We start from the raw sequence: 13,600 nt of genomic DNA, 5'->3' as shown, positions 1-13,600 counted from the left end.
GACAGAGCTTGTGCAGGCACTTTCTGGCTCTTTCGCGTTTCTCGTCGTAATCTCAAGCCATGCCCTTGATCACGCAGTTATTCGCCGTGCTGGTTTTTGCTTGCCTGAGCTTCGCCGCTCGAGGCGAGAAGTTGCGTATCGTCACCGAACCGTGGGCGCCTTACGTCTACGAGGAGAACGGCAAGAGCCTCGGCCTGGACTACGAAACCACCGCAATCGTGTTCAAGCGCCTGGGCATAGAAGTCGAATGGCAATTTCTGCCGTGGAAACGCTGTCTGTCGATGCTGGAAACCGGCCAGGCTGACGGCGCGCTGGACATCTTTCACAGCGACGAGCGCGACGCCACCCTGCTTTACCCCAGCGAACCGCTGTCGGATGTCGAGTTCGTGATGTTCTATGCCAACGACCGGCCACACCCTTTCAGCAAACTCGAAGAACTCAAAGGCCTGACCATTGGCACTTCGCCGGGCTATCTGTACAGCCCCGACTTCAGCGAATCGACGCTGTTTACCCGTGAACCGGCACCGACCCACGAAGCCAACTTCGGCAAACTGCTACGCGGCCGTATCGACTTGCTCATCACTGATCGCCGCGTCGGTCAGCATTTGCTCGATCAGTTGAATATTCGCGATCAGATCAGCGAAAACCCTACAGTCATTAGCCGCCAGAGCCAGTTTCTTGCGGTTCGGCGCAATGCCGGCATGGATTTGCTGGTGCAACGCTTCGGTGCCGAACTCAAGCGTTTCAAGCGCGAACCGGCCTACGCCGAATTGAGTGCTCGCTATGGCGCAGCGCCTGTCGGGGCCGCGCCGCTGGGCAATGTCTCGGCCAACAGCAAAACCGTTGAGCAGCAGGAAAGCAGCGCGCGGTGATTGCTCTGTTATACTCCGGCGTTCCCGCCAGGCTCACGCCCGGACGCCCGGAACCGTAACAGGCCTCTCGACCCGCTACAGCGCAGCTTTGCAGCCCGCGCGAGCACTCCAGACGTGCCTTCGGAACCGCAGCAGGACCGGACGGGATTGCGTCCTCTTAAACGCCATTCGCGCCAGGCAAGACTCCCATTGGGCCAAGCCCTAACTAAAACAGGATTACTCATGTCCTTTGCTTCCCTCGGTCTCTCCGAGGCTTTAGTCCGCGCCATCGAAGATGCGGGCTATACCGAGCCTACTCCGGTGCAACAGCGGGCTATTCCCGCCGTGTTGCAAGGTCGCGACCTGATGGTTGCGGCTCAGACAGGTACTGGTAAAACCGGCGGTTTCGCCCTTCCGATTCTGGAGCGGTTGTTCCCCAACGGTCACCCGGACAAATCCCAGCGTCATGGCCCGCGCCAACCGCGCGTACTGGTCCTGACCCCGACCCGCGAACTCGCGGCCCAGGTTCACGAGAGCTTCAAGATCTACGCCCGTGACCTGAAATTCGTCAGCGCCTGCATCTTCGGCGGCGTCGGCATGAACCCGCAGGTTCAGGCCATGTCCCGTGGCGTCGACGTCCTCGTCGCCTGCCCGGGTCGTTTGCTCGACCTGTGCGGCCAGGGCAGCGTCGATCTGTCCCACGTTGAAATCCTCGTGCTCGACGAAGCTGACCGCATGCTCGACATGGGCTTCGTGCACGACGTGAAGAAAGTCCTCGCACGCCTGCCGTCCAAGCGCCAGAACCTGCTGTTCTCGGCGACGTTCTCCAAAGACATCACCGACCTTGCCGGCAAGCTGCTGCACAACCCGGAACGCATCGAAGTCACGCCGCCGAATACCACGGTCGAGCGCATCGAACAGCGCGTATTCCGTCTGCCGGCCAGCCACAAGCGTGCGCTGCTGGCTCACCTGATCACCGCGGGCGCGTGGGAACAGGTGCTGGTGTTCACCCGTACCAAGCACGGCGCCAACCGTCTGGCCGAGTACCTCGACAAGCACGGTCTGCCGGCTGTCGCGATTCACGGCAACAAGAGCCAGAACGCTCGCACCAAAGCCCTGGCCGACTTCAAGGCTGGCGAAGTGCGCATTCTGGTGGCTACCGACATCGCCGCGCGTGGTCTGGACATCGACCAGTTGCCACACGTGGTCAACTTCGAACTGCCAAACGTCGATGAAGACTACGTGCACCGTATCGGCCGTACTGGCCGTGCCGGTCGCTCGGGCGAAGCGATCTCGCTGGTCGCACCGGACGAAGAAAAGCTGCTGAAAAGCATCGAGCGCATGACCAAGCAGAAGATCGCCGACGGCGACCTGATGGGTTTCGACTCCAGCACCATCGAGGCCGAGAAGCCTGAAGTGCGCGAGCGTCCGGACGTGCGTAACCCACGCAATTCCCGTGGCCCACGCGGTGACGGCCCGAATGGCGGCGGCGGTGGCGGCGGTCGTAAAGACAAAGGCAAGGACAAGGGCAAGGAAAAACCGGCCGGTGAACGTGGCGAGCGTCCTGCCCGTCAACAGAAGCCGCGCGAAGGTACTCCGGCCCGCGAACAGCGTCAGCCATCGCAGCCGCCACGCGCTGCGGCTGATCGCGCTCCGGACGAGTTCCTCGACGACGATATCGATAACTTCGGTAACCGCGTTGACTACGTGCCCAAGCCTGCTCCAGCCGGCGGCCGCGGCCGTCGTCCAGGCGCACCGGCTCAGGGCGCAGGCGCTGGCACCGGCGCACCACGCGGCGGTCAGTCGCAAGGTCGCCAAAACGGCCCGCGCAACAGCAACGGTTCGAGCACTGGCACCCCGCCAGCCAAACGCAGCGGCCCGCGCAACGGCGCACCGCGTGATGGTCAGTCGGGTCGTCGCGACGACTCATCCTCGTCCTCGCGCAACCGCCGCCCGGCCCGTGACGATCAGCCACGTAGCGAGCCAGCAGTGCAGAACCCGCGCAGCAACGGCCCAAAGATCATGCACAAGGAATCGAAAGCCGACCGCTTCCCGACACCTGAGCAGCTCGATCAACTGCCAACCCGCCCGCGCGGTGAAAAACCGGCATTGCTCACCCGCAATCGCTGAGTTAACGCCGCCATAAAAAATGCCCCGCCTCGCAAGAGCCGGGGCATTTTTTATGGCGCCACAAATACCCCTGAATCACCGTATTTCCCCTGTGGGAGCGAGCCTGCTCGCGAAAGCGGTCATTCAGCCAACATCATTGCTGACTGACCCGCCGCCTTCGCGAGCAGGCTCGCTCCCACAGGGGATGTGTGTGTCGCAGGCAATAAAAAACGCCCCCGGCCTTTCGACCGGGGGCGTTTTTGTGTGGCGGGGGAAAGTTATTTAACTTTCACGCCTTCCAGCGAGATGTCCAGATCCGCGGTTTGCGAGGAAGGACCTGGGCCCTTGATCCCGAAATCGTTCAGGTTGAGGGTGGTTTTGGCGTTGAAGCCAGCGCGCTCGCCGCCCCATGGATCCTTGCCTTCGCCGTTGAACGTGGCCTTGAAGGTCACAGGCTTGGTCACACCATGCAGGGTCAGATCACCGGTCACGTCAGCGGTCTTGTCACCGGTCGATTTGACGGCGGTGGAGACGAACTTGGCGTCAGCGAATTTGCCCACATCCAGGAAATCTTTGCTGGCGATGTGCTTGTCACGCTCGGCGTGGTTCGACCACAGGCTGGCGGTTTTCACGTCAACGGAAATCTTGCTGGCTTCAGGCTTGGCCGAATCCCAGGAGAAAGTACCGTCGAAATCTTTGAACGTACCGTGGATGAAGCTGTAACCCAGGTGGCTGATTTTCCAGTCAACGAAGGCGTGCTGGCCTTCCTTGTCGATTTTGTAGTCCGCAGCCATGGCCTGACCAGCCGAGAGCAGTGCAGAACCGATTGCCAGAGCGGCCAGAGTCTTTTTCAACATGCTTTCTTTTCCTTTGAGTCGAGGTTGAATTTCAGGCTTTGCGACCGAGCATTCGCGTCAGAGTCGCATCACGATCGATAAAGTGGTGCTTCAATGCTGCCAACGCATGGAGACCGGAAAAAATTACCAGTGCCCATGCCAGCCAGAGATGAATCACCCCAGCGGTATCTGCCTGATCCGGTAGCCCGGAAACCAGTGCAGGAACTTCAAACAGGCCAAACACCGGGATCCCGACACCGTCTGCGGTGGAAATCAGGTAACCGGCAAGCATCACAGCAAACAGCGCGAAATACAGAAACCCATGGCCGAATTTGGCGCCAATTCGGGTCATGCGGCTGTAGCTTTGCAGCGTCGGCGGCGGTGGGCTGAGAAAGCGCCACAGCACCCGCAACACCATCACACCCAGCAGTACCAGACCGATGCTCTTGTGCAGATCCGGCGCGTCTTTGCGCCAGGTGCTGTAGTAATCCAGAGCTACCATCCACAGGCCGAGAGCAAACAGTCCGAAGACCGCCAGCGCCACACCCCAGTGCATGAAGATGCTGACCCAACCATAGCGCGAAGAAGAGTTACGTAGCTGCATTGCCCAAATCCTGTGAGAACTGCGAACCAAGACTAGCGAGTTATCTATCGAATTAAAGCGGAAAATTTCGCTTTGAAATATCGAGAAATACGATCAAGAGTCTGAAAGTGGCGTGTTAAGGAAAGATTAAAGGCGAAAGTGTGGCGGGATGTTATTACAAGGCAATGGAATCGGGTTGCCTGCGCCGGCCCCTTCGCGAGCAAGCCCGCGCCCACAGGTGATCGCATTCCAACTGAAGAAATACGGTCAAATGTGGGAGCGGGCTTGCTCGCGAAAGCGGTCGCTCAGGCAAAAAAAAGCGCGGCATAAGCGCCGCGCTTCTTCATTCACCGCAAGGCTTTACTGCGCCTTGGTCTCGGTCGTTGCCGCAGGCTTGGCTGCAGGCTTGGCCGCCGACTTCTTCGCCGGTTCAGCCTTTTTCGCCGCCGGTTTCGCCGCTGGCTTTTTCGCTTCGGTTTTGGCCGCAGGCTTCTTCGCTGCCGGCTTGGCCGCCGCTTTTTTCGCAGGCTCGGCTTTCACCGGGGCCGCTGGCTTCGGTGCTTCCACCGGAGCTGGCGCAGGTGCCGGGGTTGGCGCAGGCGCTACTGGCGCTGGAGCCGGCTCAGGCGCCTTCACAGGCTCTGGCTTCTTCTCATCATCCGAACCGCCAAACAGATTGCTGAAGAAGTTGCCCTTCTTCGCCGCCACGGCACCTGCCGCGCCTGCCGCTGCTGCGGCCGGCACCACTTTGGCCGGTTCGAACGATTTGCCTGCCGCCAGATCTTCAACCTGGCTGGCTGCACGCTGACCGGTGCGCAAGGCGCCTTCCAGGGTGCCAGGGTACAAGGTGTCGGTGTGTTCGCCGGCGAACGCTACGCGTTGCAGCGGGCGTTCCCAGATACGCCAGAACTTGCTGATCTGGCCCGGGCCGTAGGCCAGGTAAGCGCCGCCCATCGACGGGTCGGTGCTGTAGCGACGGATTTCATAACCGGTGAACGAGCCACGGGCCTGTGGATAAAACGCGTGCAGACGGATCAGCACCTGATCGACCATCTGCTTGTCGCCGAACGCCTGCATCACGCGGGAGTTGTCGCCGGACAGGTTGATCACCACGTTGGCGCCGCCCTTCAGCGCCGGCTCGATCCACAACATGCCCAGACCTGCGTTGCTGTAGATTTCGCCGGACATGCGCGCCTTGCTTTCCCAAACCGGCGTCTTGAACTTCAGCATGATCTGGTCGCGCCAGCCGTAGTTGGTGCCCTTGATCGCTGCCATATGCTGGGCATCCAGCGCCGGCGTCAGCTGAATCTTGCTCAGCGCACGCAGCGGTACGGCCAACACCACGTAATCGGCCTGATAACCGACACTGCCGACCTTGACGGTCACGCCGTCCTTGTCCTGGCTGATAGCGGAAACCGGCGAGTTGGTCTTGATGGTCTTGATCTGTTTGACGAAGGCCTGCGCCAGCACCTGGCTGCCGCCGACCAGACGCGAGGCGCGCAGGTCACGGTCGGAGACGCCGCGATACACGCGGTTCTGCTGGGCGAAATACAGCAGCGACAGACGCGAAGGCTCGTCGTAGTGGGTACGGATGTCCTGGTTGATCAACTGACGCGCGGTGGCCGGCAGGTTCTGCTTGTCGAGCCAGCTCGACACGTTGATCTGGTCCAGTGCGTGCAGGGTGTTGGTCGCCGCCGGGTTTTGCGGATCGTCAATCGAGCGCGCCAGGTCGTCGAGGGTTTTCTGGTAACGCTTCAAGGCCTCGGCGGTAGCCGGTTGCTTGGTCGCCAGATCAGCGGCGGAAAAATATTCGCCGTCGATCAGATAACCCGGGGTACGCACGAATTCCGGGGCCGGCGTGGTGCCCAGCTTGAACGTCGAGACGTACTTGTTCAGCACCGGCTGCGTCTTGTCGTTGCCGATCCACTCGCTGGTGGCCATGCCCGAGCGACCGCCCATGCCTGGCTTGGCTTCCAGCAGGGTCACCTGCCAGCCTTTGTTTTGCAGCTCGTAAGCGGCGGTCAGACCCGACAGGCCGCCGCCGATCACGATTGCGGTTTTATCCTTGGCCAGCGCGTTAACGCTGAACAGCCCCAACATCACCAGCGCACAGGCGCGCAGCCAACCGACAGACATTCAGCGAACTCCGGAAAACACGTAGGAAAAAGCAGTTTTGCGGGTCAGACGACCCAAAGAACCGCGAAGAATACGTTAGCCATCAAAACGCCGCCAGCGACGTCTATCGGCTCATACAAAGTAGCTCAATTGACACAATGGGTTGTCCCCGTGCGATGCATTGCATAGGCTTGCGCGATTGTTTGCCCGCGCCTGACGCGAGCCGCCTCGAGGAGACTGTAAATGGGCCTGAATAACCAGTGGATGCAACGCGATCTCGCGGTGTTGTGGCATCCCTGCACCCAGATGAAAGACCACGAACAGCTGCCGCTGATCCCGATCAAACGCGGTGAAGGCGTCTGGCTCGAAGACTTCGAAGGCAAACGCTACCTCGATGCCGTCAGCTCCTGGTGGGTCAACGTGTTCGGCCACGCCAACCCGCGGATCAACCAGCGCATCAAGGATCAGGTCGATCAACTGGAACACGTGATTCTCGCCGGTTTCAGCCATCAACCGGTGATCGAGCTGTCCGAGCGTCTGGTGAAAATGACGCCGGAAGGCCTGAACCGGGTGTTCTACGCCGATAACGGTTCGTCCTGCATCGAAGTCGCGCTGAAAATGAGCTTCCACTATTGGCTCAATCGCGGCACGCCTGCCAAGAAACGCTTCGTCACCCTGACCAACAGCTACCACGGCGAAACCATGGCAGCGATGGCGGTTGGCGACGTGCCGCTGTTCACCGAAACCTACAAAGCCCTGTTGATGGACACCATCAAGGTGCCGAGCCCGGATTGCTACGGGCGTCCGCAAGGCATGAGCTGGGAAGAACATTCGCGCAACATGTTTGCGGCCATGGAACAGACGCTGGCCGAGCACCATGACAGCGTTGCAGCGGTGATCGTCGAGCCGTTGATTCAGGGCGCGGGCGGCATGCGCATGTATCACCCGGTGTATCTCAAGCTGCTGCGTGAGGCCTGTGACCGTTACGGCGTACACCTGATCCTTGACGAAATCGCCGTCGGCTTCGGCCGTACCGGGACGATGTTCGCCTGTGAACAGGCCGGCATCCGCCCAGACTTCCTCTGCCTGTCCAAAGCCCTGACCGGCGGCTATCTGCCGCTGGCCGCGTGCCTGACCACCGACGAGGTCTACAGCGCGTTCTACGACGACTACCCAACCCTGCGCGCCTTCCTGCATTCGCACAGCTACACCGGCAACCCGCTGGCCTGTGCGGCGGCGCTGGCGACGCTGGATATCTTCGAACAGGACAACGTGATCGAGAACAACAAGGCCCTCGCCCAACGCATGGCCTCGGCCACGGCGCATCTGGTTGATCATCCGAACGTCTCTGAAGTGCGTCAGACTGGCATGGTCCTGGCCATCGAGATGGTCAAGGATAAAGCCAGCAAAGAGGCCTACCCTTGGCAGGAACGGCGCGGTTTGAAGGTGTTCCAGCATGCGCTGGAGCGTGGCGCGTTGCTGCGGCCGCTGGGCAGCGTGGTGTATTTCCTGCCGCCGTACGTGATCACCCCGGAGCAGATCGACTTCCTTGCCGAAGTGGCCAGCGAAGGCATCGACATTGCCACCCGTGACAGTGTCAGCGTGGCCGTGCCGAAGGATTTCCACCCCGGTTTCCGCGATCCGGGCTGATTCAAAATTTGTGGTGCCTGAACTGCCGCTTTCGCGAGCAGGCTCGCTCCCACCCTGGAATGCATTCCCCTGTGGGAGCGAGCCTGCTCGCGAATGAAACCGACACCGATTCAACTGATTCACATCTTTTCAGAGACCCGAAATGAGACTGTCCCGCTTCTTTATCGACGCCCCGCTGAGCACTGGCGAACACGAATTGCCGGAAGCCCAGGCGCATTACATCAGTCGCGTGCTGCGCATGGCCGAGGGCGATGCGGTGCAGATGTTCGACGGCTCCGGCCATGAGTTTCGCGGATCGCTGGTGGAAGTCGGCAAGAAACGCGTTGTCGTGCAGATCGACGAGCAGTTGCCCGGCCAGGTTGAATCGCCGTTGCAGATTCATCTCGGCCAGGGCCTGTCCCGTGGCGAGCGAATGGACTGGGCGATTCAGAAAGCCACCGAACTGGGCGTCACTGAGATCACCCCGATTTTCAGCGAGCGCTGCGAAGTACGCCTGAAGGACGAACGCGCCGACAAACGCCTCCTGCACTGGCGCCAAGTGGCGATCAGTGCGTGCGAGCAATGCGGTCGTTCGCGGGTGCCGGTGATTCATCCGCCAGTGCTGTTAGCCGACTGGATCAAGCAGACTGAAGCGGATCTGAAGCTGGTGCTGCATCCGGTGGCCGAGCCGCTGGTGAGTCATGCGAAACCTTCGACGCTGGCGTTTCTGATCGGGCCGGAGGGTGGCTTGTCCGACGCCGAGGTCGAGCAGGCCAAAGGCAATGGTTTCCACGCTGCGCGCCTCGGCCCGCGAGTGTTGCGCACCGAGACGGCGCCGGTTGTGGCGTTGGCGGTGGCTCAACAATTGTGGGGTGATTTCTAGGGCCTCTTCGCGAGCAAGCCCGCTCCCACAGTAGATCTTGGGTGTACAAAGAATTTGTGTTCACTGGAAATACACTGTGGGAGGGGGCTTGCTCCCGAATGCGGTATGTCATTCAACAATGATGTTGGCTGACCTGGCGCCTTCGGGAGCAAGCCCCCTCCCACAGGAATCGCATTCACAGGACATAAAACATAATCGCCACAAAGTGCAGCAAACTCCCGGCAATCACGAACAAATGCCAAATCCCGTGGGCATGCCGCAACCGGTGATCCAGGGCAAAGAAGATAATCCCCACGGTGTACAAAACCCCGCCCGTGGCCAACCAAGCAAAACCGGTGGTGCCCAGCGCCGCCAGTAACGGTTTGACCGCCACCAGCACAATCCAGCCCATCACCGCATAAATGACGATCGACAGAATCCGCGCTTCGGAACGCGGCTTGATCTCTTGCAGGATGCCAATCAGCGCCAGCCCCCAGACAATCCCGAACAGCGTCCAGCCCCAGACCCCGCGCAGGGTCACCAGACAGAACGGCGTGTAACTGCCGGCGATCAGCAGGTAGATCGAAAAGTGATCAACCTTCTTCATGATCGCTTTCTTGCGCCCGCGCACGCTGTGGTACACGGTGGACGCGCTGTAGAGCACCAGCAGGGTAAAGGCGTAAATCGCCACACTGACAATCTTCCACGGACTGCCGTCCAGGCAGGCAATGACCAGCATCCACACCCCGCCAATAAACGCCGCCACCGCCCCGACCAGATGCGTCCAGGCGTCCAGGCGTTCAATCGTTCTCCGTGATACATGTATTGCTCACCTCAGTTTCGTTACCGCAGCGCGCAAGGCTCGGGCCTTGAGCGTAAAAGCGCAATGTTTCCGTTAAACACGATCCCTGTAGGAGCTGCCGAAGGCTGCGATCTTTTGATCTTGAAAAGCAAAGATCGCAGCCTTCGGCAGCTCCTACAAAGAGCGGCGCATACCGTGCACAATCGACCGACATAAAAAAGAGTCCGCGCCATGCTGATCGACGAAGAGTTGACCCTGAAAAAACTCGAGGTGTTCCTCGCTTTCATGCGCACCGGCAATCTGGCCCGCGCCGCTGCCGAGTTGCAGACCAGCAACGTCAGCGTGCACCGCGCGATTCACTCGCTGGAAAGCGCCCTGCGCTGCCCGCTGTTCAAACACGAAGGGCGCAACCTGACGCCGCTGGAAAGTGCTTACGTGCTCGAAGAACGCGCGCAGAAGCTGATTCAGGACGTGGTCGAAAGCGTGCGCCTGACCCGCGAAGCCGCCGGGTTCTCCGCAGAACGCTTCAAGCTGGGCTCGCTGTACTCGCTGACGGTGAAGACTGTGCCGCAACTGATCATGGGCCTGAAGATCCGCCGCAGCGAACTCAACATCGACCTGATCCTCGGCTCGAATATCGACCTGCTCTACAAGCTGAAGAACATGGAAGTCGACGCGATCCTGGTGTCGCTGGACGACAGCATCAACGATCCGGACTGCGAGCAGATTGCGCTGTTCTCCGACGACATCTTCCTCGCCACCCCGGCGGATTCAAGGTTCGCCCAGCGCAGTGAAGTGGATCTGGCAGAAGTGCGCGACGAGACGTTTATCACCCTGACCCAAGGCTTCGCCACCCATCAGGACGGCAATCGGGTGTTCAAGCAGGCAGGGTTCGAGCCGAAGGTGGCGATGCAGGTGAATGACATCTTCACGCTGTTGAGCATGGTCAGTTCGGGGGTGGGCTATGCGTTACTGCCGGGGCGGATTGCGGCGGTGTATGAGAACCGGGTGAAGCTGATTCCGTTGCAGGAGAAGTACCGGTTGCAGCAGCACATTGGTGTGGTGTTTTTGAAGGCCAAGGAGAGGGATCCGAATTTGTTGGCGCTGTTGGCGGAGTGTCGGATGTATGCCAATCGCCAGGCTTGAGACCGAGGTGCCTCCTTCGCGAGCAGGCTCGCTCCCACATTTGGAATGCATTTCCCTGTGGAAGCGAGCCTGCTGAGAGTGTCAGATTTTTTGTGTGCGGGCCGGTAATGGCCTGCCGTCAGGCAGGCCGGGTTTTACCAGGTCGGCCTGATAAATCGATCTCCGTACAGAATCGCAAATTGGTTCATCGCACTCTTCCAGTCATGAGCCGCCGAGCCCCAGTTTGCCGTGATGTTACGCAGCCCAAGCCAGATCAGCTTGGTCGCTGCGTCATCCGTCGGGAAGTGGCCCCGGGTCTTGATGATCTTGCGTAGCTGAGCGTTGATGCTTTCGATAGCGTTGGTCGTATAGATCACTTTTCGAATGGCAGGCGGGAAGACAAAAAATGGAATCACTCGATCCCAGGCTCGTCTCCAGGCCGCCACCACCGTTGGGTATTGCTTACCCCAAGGGCCATTTTCAAAGGCATCCAGTGCTTCCTCAGCCGCTTCTGCGTTGATGGCTTGATAGATCGGTTTTAGCGCCTTGGCCAGCTCACGGCGCTTGTCCCACGCCGCGTAATCGAGGCTGTTGCGGATCAAGTGGACGATGCATGTTTGCAGCGTTGTTGCCGGAAATACTGCGCTTAGCGCCTCTGGCATGCCTTTGAGACCGTCAGTCACGGCGATCAGCACGTCCTCTACGCCGCGGGTCTTGAGGTCGTTGAAGACCTTCATCCAGAACTTCGCACCCTCGGTGTTTTCGATCCAGATACCAAGAATATCGCGCGTTCCATCGGGTAAAACACCCAGCGCCAAGTAAATCGCCTTGTTGCGGACAAGGCCTTCTTCTCGGATCTTGACCCGCAGCGCATCGAAGAAAATGACTGGGTACATCGGCTCAAGCGGTCGCTGTTGCCACGCACCAATTTCCTCCATCACCTCGTGCGTGACTGAGCTGATGAAGTCATGGGAAACGTCCGTCCCGTATTGCTCAGAGAGGAAAGCGCGGATTTCTCGAACGGTCATGCCTCGGGCATACATGGCGATGATCTTGTCATCAAAACCGGTGTAACGCCGCTCATGCTTGGGGATCAGAATGGGGGCAAAACTGCCATCCCGATCACGGGGAATCTCCAGCCGCAGCGGGCCATCCCCCGTCAAAATCGTCTTGCCCGTTTTGCCATTGCGCTGGTTGGTTTCATCCTCTGGGCGCTGCGCGCCCGGCGGATACCCCAGGTGGTGACCGAGCTCGGCACTCAATGCTCGCTCAATCAAGGCCTTCTTGAAGGCCGCAGAAGCGTCTTCAATAGCCTCTGCGGTAATCAGCCCCTCACCGAACTCTTCGAGCAGCTCCTTGGGGATTTTTGGTAGGTCACGCAGGGGTTTCTTTTTGGTTGGCATACATGCACCTCTTACTCATGTTATGCCCGAACACAAAATTTCTGACACCCCCAGCCTGCTCGCGAAGGCGTCAGGCCAGACGACTCAAAACCCGAACCTAGCCCACAATCGCGCGAACAATGAAGAACAACAGCGAAGGCCCCAGCAAGCACCCAAGCCCGGTGTGGAACGTCGCCGTCAACGCCCCATAAGGCACCAACCGCCGATCCGTCGCCGCCAGCCCGGCCGTCACCCCACTCACCGTCCCGGCCAGACCACCAAACACCATCGCCGAACGCGGGTTATCCAGACCCATCCAGCGCGCCGCGACCGGCGTGCCGACCATCACCAGAATCGCCTTGATCAACCCGGTGGCAATCGACAAGGCCATCACGTCCGACGTCGCGCCAATCGCCGCGCCCGTCACTGGCCCGACAATGTAAGTCACCGCGCCCGCGCCAATGGTGGTCATGCTCACCGCATCGCGATAACCAAACGCCCAGGCCATGCACGCGCCGACAATGAACGGCAGGATCGTGCCCAGCAGCAGCGCGATCACGCCGATCATCCCGGCCTTCTTCGCCTCGGTCGCCTGCACCTCAAACGCCGTGGCAACAATCGCAAAATCACGCAGCATCGCCCCACCCATCAAGCCGATGCCAGAGAACAGCGTCAGATCCGCCAGGCCCTTCTGCCCGCCGGTCATGGTGCCGCCGACCCATGCCAGCACCAGACCGATAACGATGGCAATCGCCGAGCCGTGAATGCGCCCGAAGGTCAGGCGTTTGGAGAGAATGACCGACACCCACATGATCACGCCGACGAAGGCGAAGGCAGTGATCAGACCGTTGTGCTCCAGACCTTTTTCGATGAGATCCCACATATCAGCGACCTCCTACTGGCGTGCCGACCGGGGTGATTTTCGCCGGTTCGTCGGGTAACGGTTCGCCCTTGTGGGAGCGGCTGATCAAGGCAATCGTGCAGCCACAGATCACCACCGAACCAATCGCCGCCAACACCGCCACCGGGCCGCCGTGCAGCGCGGTGACGACGTTCTGTTGCGCGGCCATCGCCACCACCACCGGAATGTACATGGCGCCCCAGAAGCCGACGCCCATCTCGCACTCCTTGGTCATGCCGCCGCGTTTTTGCATCCACAGCCGCGCGCAGATCAGCAGGATCATGGCGATGCCGACCCCGCCGACGTTGGATTTGACGCCCAGCAACACGCCGAGCATGTCGCCCATGATCACCCCTGCCAGCGTACAGATCGCCAGCAGCGCCACACCGTAAATAATCATTGTTG

12 protein-coding genes are annotated in these 13,600 nt (G+C 60.1%); 5 read left to right on the top strand and 7 right to left on the bottom strand.

Going from position 1 to position 13,600, the window contains the following annotated elements; genetic code table 11:
- Positions 1 to 59: 59 nt before the first annotated feature.
- Together ATI02_RS18005 and rhlE2 are read left to right on the top strand one after the other, a co-directional pair.
- Complete coding sequence (locus tag ATI02_RS18005; RefSeq protein ID WP_095187024.1) at positions 60 to 872, top strand: substrate-binding periplasmic protein; 813 nt, start codon at positions 60 to 62, stop codon at positions 870 to 872.
- 222 nt (positions 873 to 1,094) lie between these two features.
- The gene (rhlE2, locus tag ATI02_RS18000; RefSeq protein WP_095187023.1) at positions 1,095 to 2,981 is read left to right on the top strand and encodes an RNA helicase RhlE2; all 1,887 of its coding nucleotides are present in this window, start codon (positions 1,095 to 1,097) and stop codon (positions 2,979 to 2,981) included.
- 257 nt (positions 2,982 to 3,238) lie between these two features.
- Here the strand turns inward: rhlE2 and ATI02_RS17990 are convergent, their stop codons facing one another.
- The 3 genes from ATI02_RS17990 to ATI02_RS17980 all read right to left on the bottom strand — a co-directional run bounded on the left by ATI02_RS17990 (position 3,239) and on the right by ATI02_RS17980 (position 6,515).
- Positions 3,239 to 3,817, bottom strand: a complete 579-nt coding sequence (locus ATI02_RS17990; protein WP_095187022.1) for a YceI family protein — start codon at positions 3,815 to 3,817, stop codon at positions 3,239 to 3,241.
- 31 nt (positions 3,818 to 3,848) lie between these two features.
- On the bottom strand, positions 3,849 to 4,400 hold the full coding sequence (locus ATI02_RS17985; RefSeq protein WP_100846959.1) for a cytochrome b: 552 nt from the start codon (positions 4,398 to 4,400) through the stop codon (positions 3,849 to 3,851).
- A gap of 339 nt (positions 4,401 to 4,739) precedes the next feature.
- On the bottom strand, positions 4,740 to 6,515 hold the full coding sequence (locus ATI02_RS17980; RefSeq protein ID WP_100846958.1) for a flavin monoamine oxidase family protein: 1,776 nt from the start codon (positions 6,513 to 6,515) through the stop codon (positions 4,740 to 4,742).
- Positions 6,516 to 6,737: 222 nt separating this feature from the next.
- On the opposite strand from ATI02_RS17980, the gene ATI02_RS17975 reads away from it, so the two are divergent.
- Together ATI02_RS17975 and ATI02_RS17970 are read left to right on the top strand one after the other, a co-directional pair.
- On the top strand, positions 6,738 to 8,144 hold the full coding sequence (locus tag ATI02_RS17975) for an adenosylmethionine--8-amino-7-oxononanoate transaminase (RefSeq protein WP_095187019.1): 1,407 nt from the start codon (positions 6,738 to 6,740) through the stop codon (positions 8,142 to 8,144).
- A gap of 142 nt (positions 8,145 to 8,286) precedes the next feature.
- Positions 8,287 to 9,006: a 16S rRNA (uracil(1498)-N(3))-methyltransferase gene (locus ATI02_RS17970; protein WP_100846957.1), complete on the top strand. Its 720-nt coding sequence runs from the start codon at positions 8,287 to 8,289 to the stop codon at positions 9,004 to 9,006.
- Between the two features lie 175 nt (positions 9,007 to 9,181).
- On the opposite strand, the gene trhA is transcribed toward ATI02_RS17970, so the two are convergent.
- A complete protein-coding gene (trhA, locus tag ATI02_RS17960; RefSeq protein ID WP_420875253.1) occupies positions 9,182 to 9,790 on the bottom strand; it encodes a PAQR family membrane homeostasis protein TrhA in 609 nt (202 codons plus the stop codon).
- Positions 9,791 to 10,018: 228 nt separating this feature from the next.
- On the opposite strand from trhA, the gene ATI02_RS17955 reads away from it, so the two are divergent.
- On the top strand, positions 10,019 to 10,933 hold the full coding sequence (locus ATI02_RS17955; protein ID WP_095187015.1) for a LysR family transcriptional regulator: 915 nt from the start codon (positions 10,019 to 10,021) through the stop codon (positions 10,931 to 10,933).
- 134 nt (positions 10,934 to 11,067) lie between these two features.
- Here ATI02_RS17955 and ATI02_RS17950 read toward each other — a convergent pair whose 3' ends face one another.
- The 3 genes from ATI02_RS17950 to madL all read right to left on the bottom strand — a co-directional run bounded on the left by ATI02_RS17950 (position 11,068) and on the right by madL (position 13,595).
- A complete protein-coding gene (locus tag ATI02_RS17950) occupies positions 11,068 to 12,315 on the bottom strand; it encodes an IS256 family transposase (protein WP_095191982.1) in 1,248 nt (415 codons plus the stop codon).
- A gap of 97 nt (positions 12,316 to 12,412) precedes the next feature.
- Complete coding sequence (madM, locus tag ATI02_RS17945; RefSeq protein WP_095187014.1) at positions 12,413 to 13,177, bottom strand: malonate transporter subunit MadM; 765 nt, start codon at positions 13,175 to 13,177, stop codon at positions 12,413 to 12,415.
- A 1-nt stretch (position 13,178) separates the two neighbouring features.
- The gene (gene madL / locus ATI02_RS17940; protein ID WP_095187013.1) at positions 13,179 to 13,595 is read right to left on the bottom strand and encodes a malonate transporter subunit MadL; all 417 of its coding nucleotides are present in this window, start codon (positions 13,593 to 13,595) and stop codon (positions 13,179 to 13,181) included.
- Positions 13,596 to 13,600 lie beyond the last annotated feature (5 nt).

Source organism: Pseudomonas baetica, assembly GCF_002813455.1.
In the GTDB taxonomy this organism is placed as follows: domain Bacteria; phylum Pseudomonadota; class Gammaproteobacteria; order Pseudomonadales; family Pseudomonadaceae; genus Aquipseudomonas; species Aquipseudomonas baetica.
Note: the sequence above shows the minus strand (reverse complement) of the source record. Positions and strands in the feature narration are given on the sequence as shown.

What these genes read in the sequence shown, in the direction of transcription:
- ATI02_RS18005 (WP_095187024.1), top strand. Translation starts at nt 60, where the DNA reads ATGCCCTTGATCACGCAGTTATTCGCCGTGCTGGTTTTTGCTTGCCTG.
- rhlE2 (WP_095187023.1), top strand. Translation starts at nt 1,095, where the DNA reads ATGTCCTTTGCTTCCCTCGGTCTCTCCGAGGCTTTAGTCCGCGCCATC.
- ATI02_RS17990 (WP_095187022.1), bottom strand. Translation starts at nt 3,817, where the DNA reads ATGTTGAAAAAGACTCTGGCCGCTCTGGCAATCGGTTCTGCACTGCTC.
- ATI02_RS17985 (WP_100846959.1), bottom strand. Translation starts at nt 4,400, where the DNA reads ATGCAGCTACGTAACTCTTCTTCGCGCTATGGTTGGGTCAGCATCTTC.
- ATI02_RS17980 (WP_100846958.1), bottom strand. Translation starts at nt 6,515, where the DNA reads ATGTCTGTCGGTTGGCTGCGCGCCTGTGCGCTGGTGATGTTGGGGCTG.
- ATI02_RS17975 (WP_095187019.1), top strand. Translation starts at nt 6,738, where the DNA reads ATGGGCCTGAATAACCAGTGGATGCAACGCGATCTCGCGGTGTTGTGG.
- ATI02_RS17970 (WP_100846957.1), top strand. Translation starts at nt 8,287, where the DNA reads ATGAGACTGTCCCGCTTCTTTATCGACGCCCCGCTGAGCACTGGCGAA.
- ATI02_RS17955 (WP_095187015.1), top strand. Translation starts at nt 10,019, where the DNA reads ATGCTGATCGACGAAGAGTTGACCCTGAAAAAACTCGAGGTGTTCCTC.
- ATI02_RS17950 (WP_095191982.1), bottom strand. Translation starts at nt 12,315, where the DNA reads ATGCCAACCAAAAAGAAACCCCTGCGTGACCTACCAAAAATCCCCAAG.
- madM (WP_095187014.1), bottom strand. Translation starts at nt 13,177, where the DNA reads ATGTGGGATCTCATCGAAAAAGGTCTGGAGCACAACGGTCTGATCACT.
- madL (WP_095187013.1), bottom strand. Translation starts at nt 13,595, where the DNA reads ATGATTATTTACGGTGTGGCGCTGCTGGCGATCTGTACGCTGGCAGGG.